The sequence below is a fragment of the Colwellia sp. BRX10-1 genome, assembly GCF_014077545.1.
GTDB lineage: Bacteria > Pseudomonadota > Gammaproteobacteria > Enterobacterales > Alteromonadaceae > Colwellia_A.
In genome coordinates, this window is sequence record NZ_JACGWC010000019.1 from 1 (window position 1) to 24,930 (window position 24,930).

Genomic DNA, 24,930 nt, shown 5'->3' on the forward strand with positions numbered 1-24,930 from the left:
ATAGCACTGTGGCACCACCTGATCCCATTCCGAACTCAGAAGTGAAACGCAGTAGCGCCGATGGTAGTGTGGGAGTTCCCATGTGAGAGTAGGACATTGCTAGGCTTCCAATTAGAAAAACCCGTAGCTGATGCTACGGGTTTTTTGCTTTCTGACGTTTAAAAAAGACAGCATTTATACAGTAGAGCAGTAGCGCCAACAGTAGTGTGACTTATCTTCGACATGCCCATGTCAGAGTCTGACATTCACCACTTCTCATTAGAGGGGGCAATCTTTAGCATTCTTGCCGCCTAATTGCATTTACCTAAGCCAACCAATTACATTTAACTATGGCACAATATTTCGGCTTTATTAAAGCTGTCACCTTTGGATAAATTAAACTCTGCTAATACAGACTTCTGCCATAAAACGGTGCTACTTTTCATATCAATTATTACCAATATTATGCTCACGATTTCTAGAGGAAACGGACATAAGTATTATATTTATACATCAATTTCGCTGCTCAATTTGGGGAGCTAACCATAACTATTAGCACTTTATAAATTTTATTAGTAGGTGACTTCGACAAATTTATTTAAATTGTATTATTTGCTAAGTATAAATTTTTCTCTTATAAGCCAAGTAAGATACGATTAACTTAAAGTAACAATATTTGTCTTGTTCAATAATGATTGGCAACTTATTATAATAATTCATATTGTCAGTGAGTTATTATAAATAGTGATGTCTAAGCCTCAAATACTGGTTGTCGATGACAGCCCTGAAATCCGTTTAAGTGCAGCCTTTATTCTAGAAGACCAAGGTTTTTCGATACTTGAAGCAGAAAATCACCACTATGCCCAAGCAATATTAGCTGACAACAGTGTCGATCTAATTTTACTGGACATGAATTTTTCACTTGATACTACCTCTGGCGAGGAAGGTTTACGTTTCTTAACTTGGTTAAGTAAATCAGATTTTGCTATCCCTGTAATAGCCATGACTGGTTGGTCTAATGTTGACCTTGCTGTAAGTGCTATGAGACTTGGAGCTTGTGACTTTGTTGAAAAGCCATGGAATAATCAACGATTAATCCAAATTATTCGCCAACAGCTAAAAATGTCTGGTCTGCAAGTTCAGAATCAAAAGCTTAAGCAGCAGTTAGAGTCTGTTACGGAACAAGATTTTACGTGGCGGTCTGAATCAATGGAGAAATTGTTGCACCAAATAGATTCTGTTGCTGCAACTGATGCCAGTATTTTACTAACGGGTGACAACGGTACCGGTAAAAGTCATTTAGCTAAACGTATTCATCAACAATCTAATCGTGCTTTGGATGCATTTATTTCGGTAAATATGGGCGCTATTTCAGAATCTTTATTTGAAAGTGAAATCTTCGGACACAAAAAAGGCGCATTTACAGATGCTAAAGAAAATCGTATTGGTCGTTTTGAACTTGCCAAACACGGTACTCTTTTTTTAGATGAGATTGCTAATATCCCCCACTCGCAACAAGCTAAATTACTTAGAGTATTGGAATCTGGGGAATATGAAGTATTAGGTTCTAGCCAAACACAGATTGCTGATAGTAGAGTTATTTGCGCTACAAATGGTGATATCTCCAAATTAATAAGAGATGGAGATTTTCGTGAAGATCTCTATTTTCGTCTTAATACTATTGAGTTGAGAGTGCCGTCGTTGCAAGAAAGGTTTCAAGATATAGCTCCTCTTGCAAAGCACTTTATGACTCAACATGGTAAAAAGTATAAACGTGAAGAATTAAACCTCTCACTTTCAGCAATAAAAGCATTGGAAGCTTATCATTGGCCTGGTAATGTCCGAGAAATGAGTCATTTAATGGAGCGTGCGGTTTTGTTAGCTCAGGGGGATAACTTGGAACCAGAAGATCTACATCTTTCTATGATTAAACAGAACAACAGGTTGCCTATGATGACACTAGAGCAGGCTGAAAAAACTTTAATCGAACAAGCCCTCGAACAAAATCATAATAATGTGCCTAAAGCATCGATAATGCTTGGGTTAACTAAATCATCTATGTACCGCCGACTAGAAAAACACGGTATAAACATTCAGTAGTAGCATTAAAGTTAAAATCAAAATGTTATACCGTCTTAAAATACGAGTCCGATCTTATGAAATTATTTATCTTTAAATCCTTAGAGCAGCTCTTACAAGTTTGTTTTATTGCTACGAGTTTTATTATAGTAAGCTTGTGGATGGTTATCGGAATAATTCAGGACTGGACAGCGTTAAACATTGTTTTAACCAGTACTGGAGTTGCTGCAATTTTTTTCTTATTATTCTCTTATATATATAGTAGAACCATTATTGCTTTTAAACGTGCAAGTATGCATCTTGACGCTGTTCGTAATAATGATTATTGTCAGTATTCGAAACCTGCTTTCACTAAAGGTAAGGTCATAGAGTTTCATCAAGATCTCAAAAATTTGAGTTCTCATTTACAATTACTCAAGTCACGCTACGATCAACATATTTTCCTTGTTTATCGACTTATCGAACAACTTGACAGCCCTATTATGGTCTTTGATGAACGACCTCAACTTACTTATGCCAATACAGCCTTTAATGAATTATTCCCCCAACCGTGGCAGATTTTTAGAAATTCCTCTCCAGGGTTATTAGGTCTTGAATATGTAGATAATAATTGGCGTTTCAAAGAAAAACCACGTGACAATAAATGGCAAATACGCCACAGCGAGTTTATTGATCAAGGTAAAACTCATCATTTAATGGTTTTTGTTAATATTGAATCCGCATTGAGGCAAAGCCAGCTTAGTGCTTGGCAACAGCTTATTCGAGTACTCGGACATGAAATTCGTAATTCATTAACGCCAGTATCTGCATTAGCTCAAGGATTAAGTTTAAAAGCAGAGGGTGAAAGAGAAAAAAAAGCCCTAGATGTTATCACCGAACGATGCCAGCACTTGGAAGATTTTGTCAGTAGATATGCTTCTATCACCAAACCATTTCATTTAAATTGCCAAATGATTTCGGTCACTAATATCGCTCAACGTATTCAGAGACTACTTAAAGATATTGATTTTGAAATTGAAATAAAAGCAGAAAATTTTTGGGCTGATCCTGCTTTTATCGAACAGGTTTTGTTAAATGTGATTAAAAATGCCGACGAGGCTTCTGAACCTGGAGAGAAAATAAAACTGGTCTTTAGGGAAAAAGGAAACACATCTTTAATTGAAGTCGTTGATAACGGTCACGGATTTGCTAATTTAGATAACCTTTTTGTTCCATTGTATTCAACTAAGCAAAATGGTCAGGGTATAGGATTGAGTTTTTGCCGAAATATTATAGAACATCACAAGGGCACCATTGAACTTATAAATAACACTAATGCGCCCGGTGTTACGGTTTCAATATCCCTCCCATTGCCTTCAATTACATCTACTAACTCTACTACAAATATTTATCAGTTATTTTAATCACTGAATCTTTACGTCACTTCTTATTAATTTTTCAATTGTTTTATATTTTACTGATAGAGTAATTTTTTTTGTACCTTTCACTATAACTGGTTCATATTCGGTTCGTTTAGTTCGATAGCGGTCTACTTTATAATAAAATAATGTTAAAACAAATGTATCTCATTGATATTGATGTTTAATATTTGTTGGCACAAATTTCGCTATAAGTATTAATTATTAGAAAATATTTATTCAAGGTGTCTCCTAAATGGATGTGAAAAAAGTAAAAACCAAGCAAAGCAAACTCAAATCAATGCCAGTGTACAGTGGTGTTGCGATTTTTTTGCTCGCTGCCCTGACTTGGTATGTGAGTACTCAAACTGGCGGTACTTCGGTTAAGCGTGACGACATGCTTTTTGGCACAGTAAAACATGGTGATTTACAGGTGGAAATCGAAGGATATGGTGCATTACGCAGTGATAAACAGGTACTCATTACTTCACTAACAAGTGCCACAGTTCAGGAAATTGTTCTTAAACCTGGCGCTCTAGTAACAGCGGATAGTATTATTATTCAACTGGCTAATCCTGAATTACAACAACAGGTAGATAGTGCAGTTAGAGAGCTATCTCAACAAAAAGCAAACTTACGACAACTAAAGTTAAATCAAAAACGTGAGATTCTTAACGAAAGTGGCAATTTTGCAGAATTGGAGGCGCGTTACGAAACAGCGAAAGTTAAACTAGAAGCACAGTCTGGTTTGGTTAAATCGGGCATAGTTTCAGTACTTGATTATAAAGAAAGCTTTGTTCAAGAAGCGCAGCTTAATAAGCGTATCAAAATCCATAAACAACGTACTACGGCTCTAAAATTAGTTAATCAAGAAGCTATAAATATACAGAACGAACAAATAATGCAACAACAAGGGCAGTTAGATATCGCGCAAAACCGACTCGAACGCCTTACCGTTAAAGCGGGTTTTGATGGTGTATTACAACGCCTATCAGTTGAGTTGGGTCAAAGCCTCGCAGCGGGACAAGAAATTGCTCTTATAGGAAGCGTCGAAAATCTTATTGCTTTAGTTAGAGTGCCTCAAAGTAAAGCGCAACAAATATTTATTGGTCAAAAGGCTATTGTTGATACACGTCGAGACAAAATTGTAGGCACCGTTTCACGCATTGATCCCGTCGTAGTAGACAATACCGTTGAAGTTGAAATAGCGTTACCTGACCAACTGCCAGCGAGTGCTCGCCCGCAACTAAGTGTTGATGCCGTTATCATTACAGAGACCTTAGCTAACATTACCTATATGGAACGTCCGGTCAACGGTCTAGCTAATTCAAATTCAAGTTTATTCCTACTTGATGATTCAAATAACGCAGCAATAAGAACCAAAGTAGAATTCGGTAAAGAAGCCGGTCGTTACATCCAAATAATTAAAGGAGGCAAAGTTAATGACATTTTTATTGTGTCTGATTTGTCGCTTGTGAAAAATTCAGAGCTGACTATAGACAGCTTTTAAATGCTATTTAGTCAATAACGTTAATTACAAATAATTTAAAAAATTCCCACACATTTAAGGAAAATGAATATGTCTGAAATAAAAATTGAAATGAAGAGTATTAGTAAAGTATTTGAAACTGATGATGTTGAAACCCATGCATTAAAAGACGTTGATATTGTTATTCGTGCAGGAGAATATGTTTCTATTGCAGGCCCGTCAGGGTGTGGTAAGTCTACGCTACTTTCTCTATTGGGTTTATTAGATATGTCTAGTTCAGGTTCTTATACAATAGAAGGGCTCGACGTCAGCTCACTCACTCTTGATGAAGCTGCTGCTATTCGTAATGAAAAAATAGGTTTTGTTTTTCAATCATTTAATCTCATTGATGAACTCTCTGTGTTTGATAACGTGGCGTTACCCTTACAATATAAAAAAGAACTTCCAACAGACGAATTTATTAAAGCAAGAGTTGAAGCCTGTTTAAAAATGGTAGAAATGAGCCATAGAGCTGACCATAAACCTAACCAGTTGTCGGGTGGACAGCAACAGCGTATTGCTATTGCTCGTGCATTGGTTGCCGATCCTGCAATATTACTCGTTGATGAGCCAACAGGTAACCTTGATTCACAAAGTGGTGACACTGTAATGGCAGTATTAGCTGAACTCAATAAAAACGGCACGACTATTTGTATGGTTACACATGATGCGCGTTACGCTGACATGGCTAATATTCAACTTAGATTGCTTGATGGGCAAATTGTCAAAGATGAAGCATTAAAGGTGGCAGTATGAGGAAATTAATTCTTCGACATAAACAAGCTTGGGCCAGTCTGAAAAAGAAACCTGGCTTTGTATTAACCGTATTAATGACCATGGGTATTACTTTAGGCGCTTTGCTATGTGCTGTAACATTAAACTATTTGTTATTAGTTGAGCCATTACCTTACCCAGAGCAAGACAGACTTTTTGTCGCTCAACATAAACTTATTGGCGCTGAAAAAGAAACCAAAGGTGTTGCTTATACCTATCCTGGATTAGTGCACTTATACAAGAGTAAAGAAGCATTTGAACAAGCTGCCATCATGATTTATGGGCAAGATGTTATTATTTCTCACAGCAGTCAACCGCTTGTTAATACAGCATATGTAACACCTGAATTGCACCAGATCTTAGCATCTCCAATGGCAATGGGTCGAATGTTTGAAGCAAGTGAAGCAATGGATACTAATAATCCTGTTGCAATGCTTAGCTATAATACTTGGAAGAAAGAGTATAAAAGTAGTGCTGATATTCTTAATCAAAAAATTAACCTTAGTGGTATCAGTTACCGAATTGTTGGCGTTTTATCTGAAAATTTTGTTGAACCTGAACTGAACGGAATTGGACGAGAAACACAAGTTTGGATGCCATGGGACTATAATCAGACAGGTAATGGTCAGAGACAAAGCTTTGGCAATATAAACGGTGGTCTTAAGTTTATTGGTCAATTAAAAAATGATGTGAGTAAAAGCCAAGCAGAACAACTGTTAACTCCCTTAGTAAGTGATCGTTGGCAAGAAGGTGTTGCTGAGATAGGTTTTTTCAAGGGTTGGTCAATTGTTATGATTGTAACCCCAGTTAAAGAAATTATTCTCGGTGACAGTGAATCTATTGCGATAAAGCTGTTAGCGGGTGTGATTGGTTTAGTTTTGATCGCTTGTCTTAACATCACAAATCTGTTTATGGCACGTACGGCCGAAAAGCAACGACAAATGGCTATTCAAGCGGCGATTGGGGCGACTAAAAAACATTTATTTAAAGGCATGCTTGCTGAAACAAGTTTGTTGATGTTTATGTCTATAATCATTGCCTTGGTGCTTGCTAAAGTCGGATTTAGTGTAATGCAACAATATTTGGGTGCTATATTACCTAGGGTTAGCGAGTTATCTATTAACCCGGTAACCTTTGGTAGTGCAGTGTTAATTACCGTTGTATTTGCATTGTTTTTCGCAAAATTAAGTACCAGTATGATCAATTACCGCGCACTAAATACCACATTGCAAAGCAGTGGTAAGGGCAGTGGTTTACAGGTATCTAAAAAAATTCGTCAGGTGTTAATTGCCAGTCAGGTAGCATTAGCAACAGTGTTAGTATTTGCTAATATTAGCTTACTTAAAGATGCGGTTAAAACCATTAATGCACCCATTGGTTTTACAACAAATAACATTTCTACTTTAATTTTAAACTTTTCATCGACAGAATTTCCAACTGAGGAAGAAGCGATTCCAATCATGGCTGAAATAATGGATAAACTTGAAGCACTTCCTCAAGTAGAATCGATTAGTCAGACACGATCACCACTTGATGGCTTTAATGTTAGAGCACTAACCAATGTTAGTAATAATGAAAGGTATACTCCTTATTTCAATGGGATTGATCATACTTATTTTAATATGATTGAGCAGCAGATATTACAGGGTGACAACTTTACTGAAATAGACCGTAAAGATGGTAATAATATTATGATTGTTAACCAAGCCTTTGCTAAGCAGTTGAAAGCTGATAGTGATGTCATTGGTTTGCAAATATCGACAGGTCGCCCTGAGCCATTTAAAATCGTGGGTATTGTAAAAGACATTTCTATTCCTAACGATACACCTATAGGAAGCGACAATGCTGATATAGGAGTTCCAAGAGCTTATATACCCAATAACCTAGGCAACCAAAGCTTTATGCTTAAGGTTAAACCTGGTCAGACTGTTAGTCGTGAACAACTCGGTAAATTATTGTCCTCGGTTGATTCTAGATATTCTGTTTTTAGTTATAAATCTGCTGATGACATTCTAACTCAAAGATTGTTTGCTGAAATTACTACAGCCGTTACTACTGCAGTTTTAGCGAGTTTGGTATTTTTACTGGCAGGCATAGGTTTATATGGAATTTTGAGCTATGGCACTCAACTTAGACGCTTTGAACTTGGCGCTCGCATGGCCATAGGTGCAACACGTAAACACTTGCTTTCAATGATAATTAACGATAATACGAAAGCTGTATTGATTGGTTTTGTCGGTAGTGTCGTATTGTTTGCTATCGCTTACATTGGAATGAGTGAATACATTCAACCATTTATTACTTGGCAAGCATTACCTATGGTAGTGGCTAGTTTAGTCTTGATTATAATGGTTACTTTATTCGCCTGTTACTGGCCTTTAAGGCAATACATTAACAAGCCAGCAATATTTAGTTTGCGTGGTAGTGATTAAGTTCATGACTTCGAATAATGTCATGTTTAAAATTAAAATTTTAGCGTAACTCTATGAATTAATAATACACGTGGACGTGACGCGATTTTATAAAATAAAGGTGGGCATGGCCCACCTTTTTTATTGTTAGTCGTTTAGGTAAACTTAATTCGTTTACCTTAAATTATAGAATAAGCTGGTAAATACAAAAGCACATTTTTAGCTTAAACTATGATTTATAGACACCTATGACTATCTCTTTATTTCGAAATTACAGGGAGACTAAGCGTTTCAATGACAATACCCATAATTAAAGTGCAAAAATTAGACAAGGTGTTTAGCAACGATGACATGCTAACCCATGCACTGCAAGGCATAGACCTTGAAATCCAACAAGGTGAGTATATTTCAATTTCTGGCCCTTCAGGTTGTGGGAAATCGACTTTACTATCTATTATGGGGCTGCTAGATTTTGCTACTACAGGTAAGCTTTTTTTCGAAGGTGTTGATGTCAGCAACCTCACTTTAGAACAAACTGCTGCAATCAGGAATAAGAAAATTGGCTTTATCTTCCAGCAATTTAACCTGATAGATGAATTAAGCGTATACGACAATATAGCCCTGCCATTACGTTATGCAAAGCAACCTATTAGTGAAGAAGATATAAATAAAAAAGTTGATTACTGCTTGGATGTAGTTGGTATAGCCCCACTGGCCAGGCGTAGGCCCACCCAACTTTCTGGCGGCCAACAGCAGTGTGTTGCTATTGCTCGCGCTCTAGTCGCTGACCCTGCTATTTTATTAGTGGACGAGCCGACGGGGAATCTGGATTCTAAAAGCAGTGACCACGTTATGGCAATACTAGAGGCTTTAAATAATCAAGGGACTACACTTTGTGTTGTTACTCATGACATAGATTATGCTGAAATGGCAAAACGTAAGATCTATCTGCTTGACGGTCAGGTATTAGGTCAAACTCGCTTAAACCACCAGTGAATATTTTAAGTACAATCAGAATATACGACCATTTTATAGGCTATTTGTGAATTTTTTAAGCATTGAGACTCACCAAGTAACTTACTCAGTGAACGTACATCGCTAACAATTATACGATAGCGTTGAAAAGTTATTCCCCTCTTTTTCAATATAGCGCTTTAGATCTTTCTTATAGTTATCTGTCTACTTCTCAGATGATTAGCTTTTCGTATATACTCTATAGAATTATAATTTTTTATTCTAAGTAGTGTACGTAAATGAAGTGGGAAGTAGCTAAGTCTAGAGGACATGTTATTAATGAGATCAGAGGTTTTTTTAAAAATAAAAATGTTATCGAAGTTGAAACACCATCACTCTCTATGGGAACAGTAACAGACCCTTACCTTGATGCCTTTAGCACCCAATACAACTATTTAGATAACAGCGATATAAATCAATCTCAACAGCTATATTTACAAACTTCACCTGAGTTTCATATGAAACGACTACTTGCTTCAGGTTATGGCTGTATCTTCCAAATCTGTAAAGCATTTCGTCATGAAGATTCAGGCCGTTATCACAATCCCGAGTTCACCCTATTAGAATGGTACCGTATAGGTTTTGATCAACACGACTTAATGGCTGAAGTTGATGAACTATTATCTACAGTCGTAAAAACGCCAAAATCTGAAAAAATATCCTATCAAAATTTATTCATTAAATTCGTCAGTATAGATCCCTTAACAGCAACTTTTAATCAATTATATGAGGTTATCGAGTTACACGGTAAAGCCGCAGATTGGTTGTATGAATCAGATGATTGTGACTTATTACTACAGTTTATCTTTTCAGAAATTATAGAAAAGAATATTGGCTTATCTCGACCATGCTTTGTCTATAATTTTCCAATTGCGCAAGCTTCATTAGCTAAAGAGTGTGCAGAAGATAACCGTGTTGCCCAAAGATTTGAATGCTATTTTAAGGGCGTTGAGTTGGCAAATGGCTTTAATGAATTAACAGATGCTGATATTCAAATAACGAGATTTGAACAAGATAACAGTAAACGTCAACAACTAGGACTTGTTACTAAAAATATAGATGAGAACTTTATTAAAGCCCTACAATCAGGCCTACCACAATGTGCAGGAGTAGCTTTAGGTATCGACCGCTTAATGATGATCGCGCTAGAAAAAAGTGCTATTGAGGATGTAATTTCTTTTCCAATAGAACGCGCTTAAAAGTTTTGTGATACTATATCAATTGTGATATTATCCACTTTTAACAGTAATTATTATCTAATTGTAAGGGGAGTATAAAGTGCTTGATCGTATTGGAATAACCGCAACATCACTTTGTGCGCTTCATTGTATCTTATTACCGGTATTGTTACCGGCACTGCCTTTACTAGGATTAAGCTTTTTAGCTGACCATGCATGGGAACATGTATTTTTATTAATGACTGCTGCACTAGGTACTTTAGCCTTATTTTCCGGTTTTAAAAAATACCATAGAAAATATTACCCTTTCTACTTACTTTTTTTAGGCGTTGGTATTTACTGGATAAAGCATGATTTTTCAGAAGATATTCAGCCATTCTTTATTTTGATTGGCGCAAGTTTGATTGTAGCTGCCCACGTCATTAACTTGAAATTATGTAACAGTTGTAAACAGTGTATCAGTGATACATGTGAAAGTAGCTAAGCAACTACCTTCACATACGTGATTACATATTAAGCTCTTTTAACTTTCTTGTTAGGGTATTCCTTCCCCAACCTAATTTTTTAGCGGCCTCTTGCTTTCTTCCTTGTGTATAATGAAGCGCACGTTCTAATAGTATTTTCTCAAATTCAGGCAAAGCGGTATCAATAATATTGTTATTACCTTTGGCCAATTGCTCATCAACCCACTCTTGCAGCGCAACTGGCCATGATGAAGCTTCTGCAGTAGGTTTTGTTAATGATGTGTTATCAGAAAGTTCGCTTGGTAAATCATCTAATATAATTTCTTTACCACTTGCCATTACCGTTAAGTAACGACAAATATTTTCAAGCTGACGAACATTTCCTGGCCACGCACATTGCTGTAAATAACTAAGAGTGGCTTTATGTAGGGTTTTTTGTTCAACCTCTAATTCTTTTGCAGCTAAATGTAAAAAATGATTAATGAGCTGTTCAATATCTTCCTTGCGTTCACGTAAACTGGGTAACTGTATTCTAATGACATTTAAACGGTGAAATAGATCTTCACGAAAATCACCATTACTGACTTGAACTTCTAGGTTCTGATGTGTAGCCGCAATGATCCTTACGTCAACTTTAATCGGTGAATGACCACCGACGCGATAAAATTGTCCATCGGCGAGCACACGTAACAAACGTGTTTGAATATCTAAAGGCATATCGCCAATTTCATCAAGAAACAAGGTTCCTTTATGCGCTTGTTCAAAGCGACCCTGTCTTACGGCATTCGCGCCAGTAAACGCACCTTTCTCATGGCCAAATAACTCTGATTCAATTAAATCTTTTGGTATTGCAGCCATATTTAAAGGAATAAAGGGATCATTCGATCGTGGACTATGCGTGTGAAGTGCATGTGCAACAAGCTCTTTACCTGTACCAGACTCGCCATTAATGAGTACACTGATACTCGAACGTGATAGTCGTCCAATTGCCCTGAAAACTTCTTGCATAGCTGGAGCCGCGCCAATTATTCCAACAGGATCAGGTGCTACTATAGAATGCTTACGTTTAGCACTTTGTTCTCGAGCATGTGTTAGCGCCCGTTTTGTTAGAGAGATAGCTTCGTCAGTATCAAAAGGTTTAGGTAAGTATTCAAATGCCCCACCTTGATAGGCATTTACAGCACTATCGAGATCAGAATGTGCAGTCATTATGATCACCGGTAGGTTAGGAAAATTCTCACTAACACGGCTAAGTAAAGTCATACCATCAATATTTGGCATCTTTATATCAGAAATTATTATTTCTGGTTGTTGATGCTCTAGCGCGATGAGTAAGTCTTCTGGTTTCTCAAAAGAGGCTACAGATATATTTGCTCCTGATAAGGCTTTTTCCAACACCCAGCGAATAGAGCTGTCATCATCTACAATCCAAACTTGCTCAACATTCATTATTATTCTCTTCTTGTAAAGGCAGTAAAATTAAAAACTCAGTATGACCTGGTCGGCTATAGCAAGATAATTTACCCTTGTGCTGTTGCACTAAGGTTTGTGAAATAGACAAGCCTAAACCTGTACCGTTATCGCGTGCAGATACCATAGGGTAAAATAGAGTGTCTTGAATCTTTTTTGGAATACCAGGGCCATTATCAATAACACTGATTTGAACACAGAGTTTTACCCGTCTACCATTAATGGTTTTATTACTAGCGGCTCTTGTTTTTAGGGTTATGCTACAACCCTCATCAATAATTTGAACGGCGTTGTTAACAATATTCAAAACAGCTTGTTGAAGCTTATCTTGATCAAAACTTATTTCAGGAATAGAGGGGTCATAGTCTCTAATAAATTTAATATTTTTAGGGTTGTTAAAATTAATCAGCTTAAAAACTTTTTCTAAGACAATATGAATATTTTGTTCTGCCATCTGAGGTAATTGATTAGGGCCTAAAAGCTTATCAACCAAATTAGTTAAACGGTCGGCTTGTTCAATAATCATTTCAGTATATTCTTGTTGCTCTTGCGTCAATTCTTTACTTAATAATTGTGCAGCGCCACGAAGACCGCCCAATGGATTCTTAATTTCATGAGCAAGCCCGCGTATCAAATCTCGAGACGACTCCCATTGCTGGTGCTGAAATGCTTCGATACTCATTTGTTTTTGCTGATCAATCTGTTTGAATTCTAAGATAATATGTGGCTGTTTGCTGAACTCAACAGACGAGGCTGTTATTTCCACGGTAATACGGCTGTGATCAAAAAATTCAATGGTGACATCACTGTCACTAAATTCTTGGCCTGAAGTCAGCAGCTGTTCTAAACGTTCCTTTTTAATCGGAGAATTGTAGAAGACTGTTGTTATTGGTAAGTTGCACAGCTTGTTAAAACTCTTAACTAATAGCGCTTCTGCTGCAGGGTTAACATATTTAATCGTTAATTTATTATCTAGCACTACAAGTGCTGTAACCATCTGATTTGGCAGCTTTTGTTGGTAGCTAAACTTTAATTGTTGATCTCTACTGCTGTTGCTAGACATAAAAACCTTTTGCACTGATGTAGTGCGACAAAATAGTAATGTAGTTACATTTGGTGCAAGTTGCAGCAAATGCTACTTAATTTGCGTTATTAACCGATGCTCTATGCATATAAAAGGTTATAGGTTTTGACGATGCAATTATCTTGCCTTTTTCATTAAGTAATTGCATTTTTATGATATGTTCGCCGCGATCTATATTTCGTAGCACAAACATCGAGTGAGATTGCGGAGGTTGATGGGGTTTACCATCTAAAAAAAGTTGAATAGCTAAGCCTTGTTTAAAGATAGGTTTGATACTACCTGCTATGTAAACAGAGCCAGTGTTGTCTCTAACCGTGGCATTTTGTTTAGGTTGGTTGATTTCAACTTGGTAATCATCTTTGATAATTTTTGGTGTTAAATCTAGCATTGAGGTATCAACAGAAGAGGCAGTATTGGGTTCTCTTATTTCAACTTCTTCCGCACCAGTTTGAGGGCTGTCAGAAAAAACTAAGATACCATCATCACTTCTCCAAACATAAATTTTGGTTGCCGTCGCAAAGGTATTACAACTAAGTAATGTGATAATTAAAGTTAATAACAATAAAGAATAACGCAAAAATTTAGCTCAACTTAAGATACTTACCTTAAACTTATATAATTAATCGTCTATTTGCCACAAAAAAGCTCACCGAAGTGAGCTTTTTTTTCATTTAATCATATAGTCGAGATTATACGCTGTAATATAATTCAAACTCTAATGGATGAGTTGTCATGTTTACGCGTTGTGATTCAGCACGTTTAATAGCAATGTATGCATCAATCATATCTTTATCCATAACACCACCAGCGATTAAGAACTCATAATCAGCTTCTAAGCTTTGTAAAGCATCTTCAAGTGATGTTGCTACTTGTGGAATAGCTGCAGCTTCTTCTGCTGGTAAATCGTATAAATCTTTATCCATCGCATCACCAGGATGAATTTTGTTTTTAATACCATCAAGACCAGCCATTAATAAAGCAGTAAAAGCTAAATATGGGTTTGCTGCTGGATCAGGGAAGCGAGCTTCAATACGCATTGCTTTTGGTGATGGAACAATCGGTATACGAATTGATGCAGAGCGGTTACGTGCAGAATATGCAAGCATTACCGGCGCTTCAAAATGTGGAACTAAACGTTTGTAAGAGTTAGTAGCTGGGTTAGTAAAAGCATTCAATGCTTTAGCATGCTTAATAATACCGCCAATATAATAAAGCGCCATTTCAGATAAGCCGCCGTATTTATCACCAGCGAATAAGTTAACACCGTCTTTAGCAAGTGATTGATGAACATGCATACCAGAGCCGTTGTCGCCAACTAATGGCTTAGGCATAAAAGTCGCTGTTTTACCGTAAGCGTGAGCAACGTTATGAACAACATACTTGTATATTTGAACTTCATCAGCTTTTTTAACTAAGGTATTGAAGCGACATGCAATTTCGTTTTGACCAGCCGTTGCTACTTCATGGTGATGCGCTTCAACAACTAAGCCCATTTCTTCCATAACTAAACACATGGCTGAGCGAATATCTTGTGATGAATCTACAGGAGATGTTGGGAAGTAACCGCCTTTAACGCCTGGACGGTGACCCATATTGCCTTCTTCGTATTCAGTACCTGAATTCCAAGCGGCTTCTTTATCATCAATTTTATAGAAAGAACCACTCATATCAGTACTAAAGCGTACATCATCAAATAAGAAGAATTCTGGCTCAGGACCAATTAATACAGTATCAGCGATACCTGTGCTACGTAAGTACTCTTCAGCGCGTTTAGCAACTGAACGAGGATCACGGCTGTAACCTTGCATTGTACTTGGTTCTAAAATATCACAACGAATATTTAATGTTACTGCATCTGTAAAAGGATCTAATACCGCTGAATCAGCATCAGGCATCATTACCATGTCAGATTCATTAATACCTTTCCAACCTTCAATAGAAGAACCATCGAACATTTTACCGTCTTCAAAAAAGTCTTCATTTACTTGGTGATAAGGAATTGAAACGTGTTGCTCTTTACCTTTTGAATCAGTAAAACGTAGGTCTACAAATTTAACATCGTTGTCTTTGATTAAATCTAATACGGCTTGTGACATGTAAAGTCTCCAGTGTCATTAAAATAAAATACGTTTGCATTTCGCATGATGGGCATAAAGCGAAATTCATGCCAATAGATAAAGCCTTTATATATAAGGTGTTAACTTATTTACTAAAGCCTACTTGCACCACTACTGTGCGTGAGCTGCGCTAAATTGGTGCGCCTGCTGATTGTTGGTGCTTAAGAGTATAACAGGGCATTACGATTCGTGTATGGAGAATTTAATATGAGCTGAAATATTTGTTGCTGTCTTTGTTGACTTCGTTGCTGTATAATTCGCGCCCAATTATAGCCCTATATTCTTTTGATGAAAAAGTCTTGCAAGAAGTGAGTAAAACCCGTGTTAGATAAATTACGTAATGTTGCCATCATAGCCCACGTTGATCATGGTAAAACAACTTTGGTTGATAAATTATTAGAACAATCAGGTACCCTTGATGCCCGTGGCGGTCTTGAAGAGCGTACGATGGATTCGAATGATATCGAAAAAGAACGTGGTATCACAATCTTAGCTAAAAATACGGCTATTAACTGGAACGGTTACCGTGTAAACATCGTAGATACTCCTGGCCATGCTGATTTCGGTGGTGAAGTTGAGCGTGTTATGTCAATGGTAGATTCGGTTTTACTTATTGTTGATGCACAAGAAGGCCCTATGCCACAAACGCGTTTCGTAACGAAAAAAGCGTTTGCTCAAGGTTTAAAGCCAATCCTTGTTATTAATAAAGTTGATAAGCCTGGTTCTCGTCCTGATTGGGTTATGGACCAAGTTTTTGAATTGTTTGACAACCTTGGCGCTACAGATGAACAGCTTGATTTTAAAGTTGTTTACGCTTCAGCAATCAATGGTTGGGCTTCGCTTGAAGAAGGCGTAACCGGCACAGACATGACTCCTTTATTTGATACTATTCTTAAAGAAGTGCCTGCACCAACAGCGGATCCAGATGGTCCATTCCAAATGCAAATATCTCAACTTGATTACAGCTCTTACTTAGGTGTAATTGGCGTTGGCCGTATTACTCGTGGTTCTGTTAAACCAAACCAACAAGTAACGATTAAATTAGCAACTGGCAAGATCCATAACGCTAAAGTTGGTAAAGTATTTGGTTACTTAGGTCTAGAAAGACTTGATATCGAAGAAGGTTTTGCTGGCGATATTATTGCTATTACTGGTTTAGGCGAGTTAAAAATATCAGATACGGTTTGTTGTCCTACAGAAGTTGAAGGCTTACCAGCATTATCTGTTGATGAACCTACTATCAATATGACTTTCCAAGTAAACACTTCACCATTTTGTGGTAAAGAAGGTAAGTATGTTACTTCACGTAACATCAAAGACCGTTTAGACAAAGAATTAATTCACAACGTTGCTTTACGTGTTGAGCAACTTCCTGATGCTGATAAATTTAAAGTATCAGGTCGTGGTGAGCTTCACTTAGGCATTTTAATCGAAAACATGCGTCGCGAAGGTTTTGAGTTAGCGGTATCACGTCCTGAAGTTATTATTCGTGAAATTGATGGTCAAATACAAGAACCTTATGAAAACGTGACTATTGATGTTGAAGAGCAGCATCAAGGACCTATCATGGAAAGAATGGGTGTTCGTAAAGCTGAATTAACAGATATGGCACCTGATGGAACGGGTCGTATTCGTATGGACTTCATCATGCCAAGTCGTGGTTTGATCGGTTTCCAAACTGAATTCATGACATTAACGTCAGGTTCTGGCTTAATTTATCATACATTTTTTGAATACGGACCTCATAAAGGTGGCGATATTGGCCAGCGTAAAAATGGTGTAATGATCGGTAATGCAACAGGTAAAGCATTAACGAATGCAATATTTAACTTACAATCACGTGGTCGTATGTTGATCGGACACGGTGTTGATATTTATGAAGGTCAAGTTATTGGTATTCATAGCCGTGACAACGATTTAACAGTAAACGCTCTTAAAGGTAAGCAGTTAACTAACGTTCGTTCATCAGGTACTGATGAAGCACAAACGTTAACACCGCCTATCGTTATGTCGCTTGAACAAGCGCTTGAGTTTATTGATAACGATGAGCTAGTTGAAGTTACACCACTGAGCATTCGTATTCGTAAAAAGCTTTTAAAAGAAAATGAACGTAAGCGTGATACTCGTCCTAAATAAGCCTCTTATTTAGACGATTGATAAAAACCAGCTTCGGCTGGTTTTTTTGTCAGTAAATTTGAGTAAGCCTAAACGTAATATTGCGTAAGACATGTCTGAAAAATATATAGGAAGTAACACAATACACGGTTAATAAAGTGGATGGCTGTATTTTAATCTATTGTTTTTTAATGAAAATTAATTAAGTGAGTCAGTTATGTCTAAATGTTGAGTTGACGCTAATCATTACACCTCACTGGTGAATATTAGTTTTACTGATACGATTAGTTGCATGTGAACTTTGAAAGTAACGGTGCAGGGAGCAAACTTATTATGGAGCAGAGAAAATTAACTCGTTTAAATGATCTATTTGAAAAAGCTGTTGCTGATAAAGCTAACGTTATCGAACGCAGAGAGTTAAAAGTCCTTTATCAAGAGTACATCGATGATGGCAGGGAAATAGTTTTGCCGGTACAAGTCGCTATTTACCACCAACATGCCACGGCTTCATAACGACCAAGCGGTATCTTTAAAGAATATTATTAAGAAAGGGAATTTCGAAATGTCTCCAGAGCAACTCAAAGTGTTACAACGATTAAGTCAACTTTTTGAAGAAGGCCGAGCGGGTCCGAGTCAAATAAGAGAGCTGTCAAGCTTACTTACTGCTATTAACCAAAACCAAGATCGAAGTGATGTTTTTGCTAATCCCCCCTTGTCACACGCAAGATCAAATAATGACACGTTATAACTTATAATCTCAGCAACATAAAATCCTACCAATAAAGAGTAAGTCTCTGTCATTAAGTTGATGGCGGCTCATTTAACATAAACAAGCTACCATCTATCATCACTCACCATTAATTTTATGGTACTAAGCAGACACTCATAAAAGTGCTCCTTTTGTACTAAGGGTTCTTAAGTGATTTTATGAATGTTTGTGATTTGTTAATTGAATTGTTCATTTCGTTAATTAAGCGTTCAACATCTTGTTCAATTAATTTATATTCCGTTTTAAGCTCACCGATAGCTCGCGCATTAAGATTATGTTTTAAATAAAGCATATTATCTTTAAGCGCATCAAGAATAGGTTGCATTCTCTTCTCCGCATTACGCATTGATTCAATCACTGAAGTATAACGATTTTGGGTTTCGTTATAACGCGATTGACTTTGGCGTTTTAATGATTGATTAGTAAATTGTTCTAATTCACTATTCCATTCATTAAACAAAGCTTCAGCGACAGCTTCAATTGAATTAATACGAGCAGTTACATCCTCAGCAGCAACTTTACTTGTATGATAGTGATCATTACTTATTTCATATTGTTGTTGCAGTTCACCACCATCAAAATTTACTAATGCAGAGAACTGTTCTAAGGCATTTTTAAATTCTTCTTTTGCTTCCTCTTGTGACTCAGTGGCAGTTTCAACACGATCGATTAATATATCACGTTTATGTTTACCTACTTTTTCCATGGCCGAATAGTAAGCAGATTGACAGCCGACTATTGACAGTAAAAGAAAAAATAACGAGACCTTAATTGCAATCTTATTCATTAGTTCCTACCTTTATAGCGAGCAGCATCGATGATTGCCCACAGATGAAAAATAAGGCCAGGAACCGCCATAAAGAATAAGACTCCTGTCGCTGCTAATGTGTAGTTAACCCAGGTTAACAGGAAAAACAGGATTGCTGCGAGGATCCTCCCTTGAACTAATTGACCTAAACCTGCAATAAAAAAACTACATATTGCCGCTAAAACATTACCACCTGAACCTTGATTAGACATCATTACTCCTACGTTAAATTTTATTACGATTATTATCACTATCACTTGCTTAGCAATTATCATAATATATTGTACACCATAAGATAATAACTAATTTGTAATGAACTGGATTAAAAGCATTAAAAACAACCAGCAAAGTCAGACTATTTGGCACTTTTGTTTGTTTTTTATAAATAGAATATTAAAAGAGCAAATACACATTACTGCCGGTTACTTATCTTATGTAACCTTGATGTCGCTGGTGCCTTTGATTGTAGTCATGTTGTCAGTTATGACCGCTTTTCCTATCTTTACTGATATTAAAGAAATTATTGAAAATTTTGTTTATCAAAATTTTATGCCTGCTGCGGGTGATGTGGTTAAAGAACATATTACCGGTTTTGTCACGAATGCTTCAGAGATGTCAGCTATCGCCATTAGTTTTTTATTCTTATTTGCCCTATTGCTAATTTCTGCCATTGACACCAGCTTAAATAAAATTTGGCGGGTCACAACCAAAAGACGCATTGTTACCGCTTTTTCTATGTACTGGATGGTACTGACTCTTGGACCTGTCTTAATGGGTAGTAGTATAGCGGCAACTTCATATATTGTTTCTTTGATATCGATAGGGAATTATGACGTTTTCGGCCTTACCAATATAGCGTTAAGAGCTTTGCCTATTTTTGCTTCGATTGGCGCATTCCTTATTTTATATATGGTGGTGCCTAATAAAGTGGTACCGCTTAAACATGCCTTGTTTGGTGCAACATTAGCGGCACTTTTATTTGAAGTTGCAAAAAAAGGCTTTGCTTTTTATATCACGCAACTCCCTTCTTATGAGGCTATTTACGGTGCTCTAGCGGGTATTCCGATTCTTTTTTTATGGGTGTATTTATCTTGGCTAGTCGTGCTTTTCGGTGCATTGTTTACGGTCAGCTTAGAAAATTTTAAACCAGAAGATCACCAAAGAGAACACTTAGATAAGCATCAGATAAGTTAATTTATAAAGGCTTGTTTGAAACTGACAGTTTTTAATATTTTGCGCCATAATATTATTTATGGTCTCAATAAACAGAGTAAATACATGTCACGGTCTTTATATCCTAAAATAGCAACATATTCTGAAGAGTTGTTACCTGTTGGGGGGCAGCATCAAATATATCTTGAGCAGTCGGGTAACCCAACAGGAATACCTGTGTTATACCTTCATGGTGGTCCTGGTAGCGGTTCAAGCGAGAACCATCGGCGTTATTTTGATCCTGAACTGTATCGTATTATTTTATTTGATCAGCGAGGTTGTGGTCGCTCAAAGCCCTCTCCGTCCGTACTAGATAATACCACCGTTCATTTAATTGACGATATCGAAGTTATTCGTCAACACCTAAATATTGAACAGTGGTTAATTTGTGGTGGCTCATGGGGAACAACTTTAGCACTAACCTATGGTATCGCTCATTCAGATAAAATCTTAGCTTTTATCTTACGTGGTGTATTCCTCGGGACTCGATCTGAATACCAATGGCTTTACAGTCAGAAGGGGGCAAAAAACTTTTTCCCAGAGTACTATCAAGAATTTGTTGAACACTTACCAGCCGAGCTACAACATTCTCCACTGTCAGGTTACCACCAAGTACTCAATTCAAGTAATGAGGTCGCGGTGATCTCGGCCAGTAAAGCTTGGACATTATGGGAATTAAGGTTATCAACCCTTGAGCATCACCATATAGGTCTGGCGCATGTTGATGACGCCCATCAAGCTCTATGCATGGCAAAGGTATCAAGTCATTACTTTACTCAAGATTGTTTTATCAATGAGAATTACATTTTAGAAAATATTGATAAACTAACCGCGATCCCTGCGATTATTCTTCATGGCCGTTACGACATGGTTTGTCAGCTTGATAATGCTTTTTCACTGACTAAATTTTGGGATAACGCGCAATTACAAATTTTGCCTTGTGCAGGACATAGTGGTTTTGAGCGACAAACTATTGATGCATTTTGTCGAGCGAGCGATACTATGGCAAATTTTCTAGCCGAGCAATAAAATGATCGCAGTTATTCAAAGAGTTTCACAAGCAAGCGTTACGGTTAATCAACAAGTGATAGGAAAAATTGATCGAGGGATTTTAGTATTACTTGCCATTGAGCCTGACGACAACGAAACTAAAGCGAAACGATTAGCGCAACGGATTGCAGGTTATCGTATCTTTGAAGACGAAGCAGGAAAAATGAACCTAAATGTTAGCGATATTGACGGAGAAATTTTAGTTATTTCACAATTTACACTAGCCGCCGATACGCATTCAGGTATGCGTCCAAGCTTTACTTCTGCAGCTAAACCAGAAGTCAGCATCCCACTATATAATTATTTCTGTTTACAATTGCGTGGTCATGGTTTTGCCGTGCCTACAGGCGAGTTTGGTGCTGATATGAAAGTAGCACTAGTGAATGATGGTCCCGTTACCTTTACACTCACTTGCTAAGCGCAATGAACTATTGCATGCCATGTCGCCAATATTTACGCCAGCGTTTAAATGTTCTCGCGGGTAGCACGGTGTCAGCAAGTAAGCTCTCTTCAGCTTGACTTAACATATCGTAGGGCAGTAAATGAATAATAACATTTAAGTAATGAGGAATATGAAAGTACACTAGCTGTTTAGTTGGAGCGAGTACTTTTAACTCGGCGAGAAAATAATTAATTTCTTCGTTTGATGGGCTTGGCAAGTTAAGTGATAAAACAGCTTGCTCGTCCACTTTTTTTAAGATATTTTTGGTTAAAATTAATGAGTCGTTAATAGACTGATTTTTATGGTAAATATCACAAATAAACCAATCAGGTTTCATTTTTTTATGGTGATGAAGCCAATCTAGTGCCGAGCAATGATGCAAATTAACCTTGGTAGCTTGTGGATTAAAAAAGCGTTCGAAACATTCAATAACTTCTTGTGAATATTCAATGGTGTGTAAGGTTAAATCAGGTAAATAATGCAATAAAAATCGTGCTAAATTACCACCACCTAAGCCAAATTCCACAACTTTTTTAGGGCGAAAAAAAAGTAAAGGTGATAATAAGCTGATTTGATGAGGAAATGTGAGCTGTGAGGGCTTGCGCTTTAGCATCATGCTTTGTACGACATTATCAAAAGCTAACCAACGATAGTGTTGGTTTTCACTCACCGAAATGGAGTCATCATTTTGCGTGTAGTAACTTAATTGACCCTGTTGGATATTTTTAACTAATTTCATAATAGCGTATACGAACGAATCTTTTTAATTGTTATAGGTAAGCATAACCAATGTTTGAGTGTCGAGCACCCATAAGCCAGCAAGAATTTGACCAATACTACCACTTACGCTGGACAATATTACGTAAACCATCACAACAAAAACAAGGAAGTGAAAAAGATGACTTTGAAAAACAAGCGATTCATCGAGCCATTTTTGATGATAAAGGTAATATTATCGCTGTTGCACGTCTTCACTTTTGTAGCTTGTTAGCAGGGCAAATTCGTTATATGGCGGTTGCTGATGATTTTCAGGGCAAAGGGTTAGGGCAGCAGTTAATACTCGCCCTTGAACAGTTTGCGAGCCGTTTAGGTGTCACTAAGCTCTCTTTGAAAGCGCGAGAACAAGCGATCAGCTTCTATGAAAAACAATCTTATAAAAACATTGGCTTTTCGCACTTATTATTTAATAAAATTAAGCATTTCAATATGGAAAAAACGCTGGTAAGCGATGATTTTCATTATAATGAACTATCAACAGCACTGCAAAATACTTGGCATAGCACTATACCAATGAGCAAAGCGATGAAAGTGACGGTTGGTTATTATGATCAACAAAATTTAGTCACGACTTGTGATGAGCTTTTTAATAAAAATTTACACAATACTATGTTTGCGGGCAGTATCTACACATTAGCAACATTAACGGGATGGGGCTGGGTTTATTTGTTAATGGAACAGAAAAATCTTATGGGTAATATAGTGTTAGCTGATGCCAAGATTAGATATCATAGCCCAATAGCAGGAATAGCTTTTGCAAAAACAGGACGCTCGTTAAGCTCTGGCAGTATTGATAACTTAGTGACCAAGCAGAAAATAAAACTCTGCGTTGAAGTTCAGGTAATGAGTGGAGAAAAGGTAGCCGCAACTTTTAATGGCTTATATTTTGTTCTACCAAAATGAGCCAAATTTAGGATTTGATACCATGATAAAAATTATAGTTTGTCTTATAGGCCTCTGTCTTTTTAACGCCAGTGTATTTGCAAACAGCGACATAGATAAAGTGCTAGATACTTTTCATCAAGCTGCTGGCGATGCTGACCAAAAAATTTATCTTGATTTACTTGATGAACAAGCCGTATTTTTAGGCACTGATGGTCAAGAGCGCTGGACAAAAAAACAATTTACTGAGTTTGTTACTCCTTATTTCAGTCAAGGACAAGGTTGGCGCTATAAATCTCGTCAAAGAAATATTACGCTTATTGCATCAGTAAATAATAGCGAACAATTGGCGTTTTTTGACGAGTTACTCGACAATAGTCACTATGGCGAATGTCGGGGATCTGGTGTGCTTAAGTTGACGTCTGATGGTTGGAAAATATTACAGTATAATCTTTCTATACCAGTTCCTAATACTATTTCAACAGACGTTGTCAGTAAAATTAAAGAATATCATCAAAAGAATCGTTAATAAATTAAGGGAATACGATGGTAAAAAATGTTGCGATTATAGGTTGTGGTTGGCTTGGCCACGCTTTAGCAAAGCAATTGTTGAGAGAAGAATATCGCGTCACTGTAACGGTACAAAGTGAAGAGAAAAAGCAAAGACTAGCTAAAGAGCAAATAGATACAGAGCTTTTGATTTTACCTGTTGAAGATCCTAAATCAACAGTGTTAAGTGTTTTTGGTCACGATACGCTTATTATTTCTATAACACCACAGATCCGTCAAGGGCGAAGCGATTACCCTGAAAAAGTTGCCCAGTTAATTGAAATGGCTGAACTAGGGCGTGTAAAAAAAATTGTCTTGTTAAGTAGTACTGCTGTCTATAATGGTTTGTCAGGTTTAGTTGATGAACAATCAGTGCTAGATATGAACGCTGATAAAGTGGCTACTCTTATTCGCGCCGAAAAAGCAGCAGAGGCCTTTTCAGGCGAAACAGTTATATTGCGCTTGGCTGGATTAGTTGGGCCTGAGCGCCACCCCGGTAGGTTTTTACAAGGAAGAAAATTACTTTCTGACCCACAAGCCTTTATCAATCTAATCCATCAGGACGATGCGGTTGGTGTTTTAATGGAGATCATTAAAGATGAAAACATTAGGGGTATTTATAACGCGGTCAGCGCTACGGAAACGTCTAAACAACATTATTACCATGCGGCTGCTAAAGCTTTAAATTTGCCGCTGCCAGAGTTCTCGTTTGAAACATCAATGCGTTTTGGTAAACGTATTAATGATGAAAAACTGCGTAATAGTTTTGCTTATCAATTTACTCATGATGATTTAATTGTTTGGTTATATAAATCGGTTGCAGGGTTATAA

The 24,930-nt window shown here is 37.1% G+C and carries 24 protein-coding genes and 1 rRNA gene; 18 read left to right on the forward strand and 7 right to left on the reverse strand.

Annotated features, from left to right (window positions below; all coding sequences use genetic code 11):
- The 9 genes from rrf to H4J75_RS14305 all read left to right on the forward strand — a co-directional run.
- A 5S ribosomal RNA gene (gene rrf / locus H4J75_RS14265) occupies positions 1-105 on the forward strand; the annotation flags it as partial.
- Between the two features lie 621 nt (positions 106-726).
- The gene (locus H4J75_RS14270) at positions 727-2,079 is read left to right on the forward strand and encodes a sigma-54 dependent transcriptional regulator (protein WP_182222502.1); all 1,353 of its coding nucleotides are present in this window, start codon (positions 727-729) and stop codon (positions 2,077-2,079) included.
- 56 nt (positions 2,080-2,135) lie between these two features.
- The gene (locus H4J75_RS14275; RefSeq protein WP_182222503.1) at positions 2,136-3,461 is read left to right on the forward strand and encodes a PAS domain-containing sensor histidine kinase; all 1,326 of its coding nucleotides are present in this window, start codon (positions 2,136-2,138) and stop codon (positions 3,459-3,461) included.
- Positions 3,462-3,711: 250 nt separating this feature from the next.
- The gene (locus H4J75_RS14280; protein ID WP_182222504.1) at positions 3,712-4,965 is read left to right on the forward strand and encodes an HlyD family secretion protein; all 1,254 of its coding nucleotides are present in this window, start codon (positions 3,712-3,714) and stop codon (positions 4,963-4,965) included.
- A 69-nt stretch (positions 4,966-5,034) separates the two neighbouring features.
- Complete coding sequence (locus tag H4J75_RS14285) at positions 5,035-5,739, forward strand: ABC transporter ATP-binding protein (RefSeq protein WP_182214797.1); 705 nt, start codon at positions 5,035-5,037, stop codon at positions 5,737-5,739.
- Positions 5,736-8,189 (forward strand): ABC transporter permease, encoded by a 2,454-nt coding sequence (locus H4J75_RS14290; protein WP_182222505.1) that lies wholly within the window; start codon positions 5,736-5,738, stop codon positions 8,187-8,189. Before H4J75_RS14285 ends, H4J75_RS14290 begins: the two co-directional genes overlap by 4 nt.
- A 273-nt stretch (positions 8,190-8,462) precedes the next feature.
- Positions 8,463-9,164 (forward strand): ABC transporter ATP-binding protein, encoded by a 702-nt coding sequence (locus tag H4J75_RS14295; protein ID WP_182214793.1) that lies wholly within the window; start codon positions 8,463-8,465, stop codon positions 9,162-9,164.
- A gap of 257 nt (positions 9,165-9,421) precedes the next feature.
- Positions 9,422-10,381, forward strand: a complete 960-nt coding sequence (epmA, locus tag H4J75_RS14300; protein ID WP_182222506.1) for an elongation factor P--(R)-beta-lysine ligase — start codon at positions 9,422-9,424, stop codon at positions 10,379-10,381.
- 79 nt (positions 10,382-10,460) lie between these two features.
- Positions 10,461-10,844, forward strand: coding sequence for a MerC domain-containing protein (locus H4J75_RS14305; protein ID WP_182222507.1), 384 nt, complete (start codon positions 10,461-10,463; stop codon positions 10,842-10,844).
- 22 nt (positions 10,845-10,866) lie between these two features.
- On the opposite strand, the gene glnG is transcribed toward H4J75_RS14305, so the two are convergent.
- The 4 genes from glnG to glnA all read right to left on the reverse strand — a co-directional run bounded on the left by glnG (position 10,867) and on the right by glnA (position 15,474).
- A complete protein-coding gene (gene glnG / locus H4J75_RS14310) occupies positions 10,867-12,273 on the reverse strand; it encodes a nitrogen regulation protein NR(I) (protein WP_182222508.1) in 1,407 nt (468 codons plus the stop codon).
- Positions 12,263-13,357 carry a nitrogen regulation protein NR(II) gene (gene glnL / locus H4J75_RS14315; protein WP_182222509.1) on the reverse strand — a complete coding sequence of 365 codons (1,095 nt, stop codon included), beginning with the start codon at positions 13,355-13,357 and terminating at the stop codon, positions 12,263-12,265. Before glnL ends, glnG begins: the two co-directional genes overlap by 11 nt.
- Before the next feature lie 76 nt (positions 13,358-13,433).
- The gene (locus tag H4J75_RS14320) at positions 13,434-13,955 is read right to left on the reverse strand and encodes a DUF4124 domain-containing protein (protein WP_182214785.1); all 522 of its coding nucleotides are present in this window, start codon (positions 13,953-13,955) and stop codon (positions 13,434-13,436) included.
- Between the two features lie 112 nt (positions 13,956-14,067).
- A complete protein-coding gene (glnA, locus tag H4J75_RS14325; protein WP_070375027.1) occupies positions 14,068-15,474 on the reverse strand; it encodes a glutamate--ammonia ligase in 1,407 nt (468 codons plus the stop codon).
- Between the two features lie 342 nt (positions 15,475-15,816).
- On the opposite strand from glnA, the gene typA reads away from it, so the two are divergent.
- The 3 genes from typA to H4J75_RS14340 all read left to right on the forward strand — a co-directional run bounded on the left by typA (position 15,817) and on the right by H4J75_RS14340 (position 18,358).
- Complete coding sequence (gene typA / locus H4J75_RS14330; RefSeq protein ID WP_070375026.1) at positions 15,817-17,631, forward strand: translational GTPase TypA; 1,815 nt, start codon at positions 15,817-15,819, stop codon at positions 17,629-17,631.
- A gap of 312 nt (positions 17,632-17,943) precedes the next feature.
- A complete protein-coding gene (locus H4J75_RS14335; RefSeq protein WP_182214783.1) occupies positions 17,944-18,123 on the forward strand; it encodes a hypothetical protein in 180 nt (59 codons plus the stop codon).
- Positions 18,124-18,172: 49 nt separating this feature from the next.
- Positions 18,173-18,358, forward strand: coding sequence for a hypothetical protein (locus H4J75_RS14340; protein WP_182222510.1), 186 nt, complete (start codon positions 18,173-18,175; stop codon positions 18,356-18,358).
- A 157-nt stretch (positions 18,359-18,515) separates the two neighbouring features.
- On the opposite strand, the gene H4J75_RS14345 is transcribed toward H4J75_RS14340, so the two are convergent.
- Complete coding sequence (locus H4J75_RS14345; RefSeq protein ID WP_182222511.1) at positions 18,516-19,166, reverse strand: DUF2959 domain-containing protein; 651 nt, start codon at positions 19,164-19,166, stop codon at positions 18,516-18,518.
- Positions 19,166-19,399 (reverse strand): hypothetical protein, encoded by a 234-nt coding sequence (locus H4J75_RS14350; RefSeq protein WP_182222546.1) that lies wholly within the window; start codon positions 19,397-19,399, stop codon positions 19,166-19,168. Before H4J75_RS14350 ends, H4J75_RS14345 begins: the two co-directional genes overlap by 1 nt.
- Before the next feature lie 100 nt (positions 19,400-19,499).
- Here H4J75_RS14350 and H4J75_RS14355 point away from each other — a divergent pair, with 100 nt between their 5' ends.
- The 3 genes from H4J75_RS14355 (at position 19,500) to dtd (ending at position 21,867) form a co-directional block, all read left to right on the forward strand.
- On the forward strand, positions 19,500-20,381 hold the full coding sequence (locus H4J75_RS14355; RefSeq protein ID WP_182214782.1) for a virulence factor BrkB family protein: 882 nt from the start codon (positions 19,500-19,502) through the stop codon (positions 20,379-20,381).
- Positions 20,382-20,465: 84 nt separating this feature from the next.
- A complete protein-coding gene (pip, locus tag H4J75_RS14360; protein ID WP_182222512.1) occupies positions 20,466-21,428 on the forward strand; it encodes a prolyl aminopeptidase in 963 nt (320 codons plus the stop codon).
- Position 21,429: 1 nt separating this feature from the next.
- Positions 21,430-21,867, forward strand: coding sequence for a D-aminoacyl-tRNA deacylase (gene dtd, locus H4J75_RS14365; RefSeq protein ID WP_182222513.1), 438 nt, complete (start codon positions 21,430-21,432; stop codon positions 21,865-21,867).
- 10 nt (positions 21,868-21,877) lie between these two features.
- On the opposite strand, the gene H4J75_RS14370 is transcribed toward dtd, so the two are convergent.
- Entirely contained in the window at positions 21,878-22,630 is a 753-nt protein-coding gene (locus tag H4J75_RS14370; protein ID WP_182222514.1) for a spermidine synthase, read from the reverse strand.
- Positions 22,631-22,680: 50 nt separating this feature from the next.
- Between H4J75_RS14370 and H4J75_RS14375 the strand changes: the two genes are divergently transcribed.
- The 3 genes from H4J75_RS14375 to H4J75_RS14385 are packed head-to-tail and all read left to right on the forward strand — an operon-like array spanning position 22,681 to position 24,930.
- Entirely contained in the window at positions 22,681-23,571 is an 891-nt protein-coding gene (locus H4J75_RS14375; protein WP_182222515.1) for a bifunctional GNAT family N-acetyltransferase/hotdog fold thioesterase, read from the forward strand.
- Between the two features lie 22 nt (positions 23,572-23,593).
- Positions 23,594-24,079, forward strand: a complete 486-nt coding sequence (locus H4J75_RS14380) for a nuclear transport factor 2 family protein (RefSeq protein ID WP_182222516.1) — start codon at positions 23,594-23,596, stop codon at positions 24,077-24,079.
- Between the two features lie 17 nt (positions 24,080-24,096).
- Complete coding sequence (locus H4J75_RS14385; RefSeq protein WP_182222517.1) at positions 24,097-24,930, forward strand: SDR family oxidoreductase; 834 nt, start codon at positions 24,097-24,099, stop codon at positions 24,928-24,930.

Coding starts and splice junctions, on each gene's coding strand:
- H4J75_RS14270 (WP_182222502.1), top strand. CDS start 727: ATGTCTAAGCCTCAAATACTGGTTGTCGATGACAGCCCTGAAATCCGT.
- H4J75_RS14275 (WP_182222503.1), top strand. CDS start 2,136: ATGAAATTATTTATCTTTAAATCCTTAGAGCAGCTCTTACAAGTTTGT.
- H4J75_RS14280 (WP_182222504.1), top strand. CDS start 3,712: ATGGATGTGAAAAAAGTAAAAACCAAGCAAAGCAAACTCAAATCAATG.
- H4J75_RS14285 (WP_182214797.1), top strand. CDS start 5,035: ATGTCTGAAATAAAAATTGAAATGAAGAGTATTAGTAAAGTATTTGAA.
- H4J75_RS14290 (WP_182222505.1), top strand. CDS start 5,736: ATGAGGAAATTAATTCTTCGACATAAACAAGCTTGGGCCAGTCTGAAA.
- H4J75_RS14295 (WP_182214793.1), top strand. CDS start 8,463: ATGACAATACCCATAATTAAAGTGCAAAAATTAGACAAGGTGTTTAGC.
- epmA (WP_182222506.1), top strand. CDS start 9,422: ATGAAGTGGGAAGTAGCTAAGTCTAGAGGACATGTTATTAATGAGATC.
- glnG (WP_182222508.1), bottom strand. CDS start 12,273: ATGAATGTTGAGCAAGTTTGGATTGTAGATGATGACAGCTCTATTCGC.
- glnL (WP_182222509.1), bottom strand. CDS start 13,357: ATGTCTAGCAACAGCAGTAGAGATCAACAATTAAAGTTTAGCTACCAA.
- glnA (WP_070375027.1), bottom strand. CDS start 15,474: ATGTCACAAGCCGTATTAGATTTAATCAAAGACAACGATGTTAAATTT.
- H4J75_RS14335 (WP_182214783.1), top strand. CDS start 17,944: ATGGAGCAGAGAAAATTAACTCGTTTAAATGATCTATTTGAAAAAGCT.
- H4J75_RS14340 (WP_182222510.1), top strand. CDS start 18,173: ATGTCTCCAGAGCAACTCAAAGTGTTACAACGATTAAGTCAACTTTTT.
- H4J75_RS14345 (WP_182222511.1), bottom strand. CDS start 19,166: ATGAATAAGATTGCAATTAAGGTCTCGTTATTTTTTCTTTTACTGTCA.
- H4J75_RS14350 (WP_182222546.1), bottom strand. CDS start 19,399: ATGTCTAATCAAGGTTCAGGTGGTAATGTTTTAGCGGCAATATGTAGT.
- H4J75_RS14355 (WP_182214782.1), top strand. CDS start 19,500: ATGAACTGGATTAAAAGCATTAAAAACAACCAGCAAAGTCAGACTATT.
- pip (WP_182222512.1), top strand. CDS start 20,466: ATGTCACGGTCTTTATATCCTAAAATAGCAACATATTCTGAAGAGTTG.
- dtd (WP_182222513.1), top strand. CDS start 21,430: ATGATCGCAGTTATTCAAAGAGTTTCACAAGCAAGCGTTACGGTTAAT.
- H4J75_RS14370 (WP_182222514.1), bottom strand. CDS start 22,630: ATGAAATTAGTTAAAAATATCCAACAGGGTCAATTAAGTTACTACACG.
- H4J75_RS14375 (WP_182222515.1), top strand. CDS start 22,681: ATGTTTGAGTGTCGAGCACCCATAAGCCAGCAAGAATTTGACCAATAC.
- H4J75_RS14380 (WP_182222516.1), top strand. CDS start 23,594: ATGATAAAAATTATAGTTTGTCTTATAGGCCTCTGTCTTTTTAACGCC.
- H4J75_RS14385 (WP_182222517.1), top strand. CDS start 24,097: ATGGTAAAAAATGTTGCGATTATAGGTTGTGGTTGGCTTGGCCACGCT.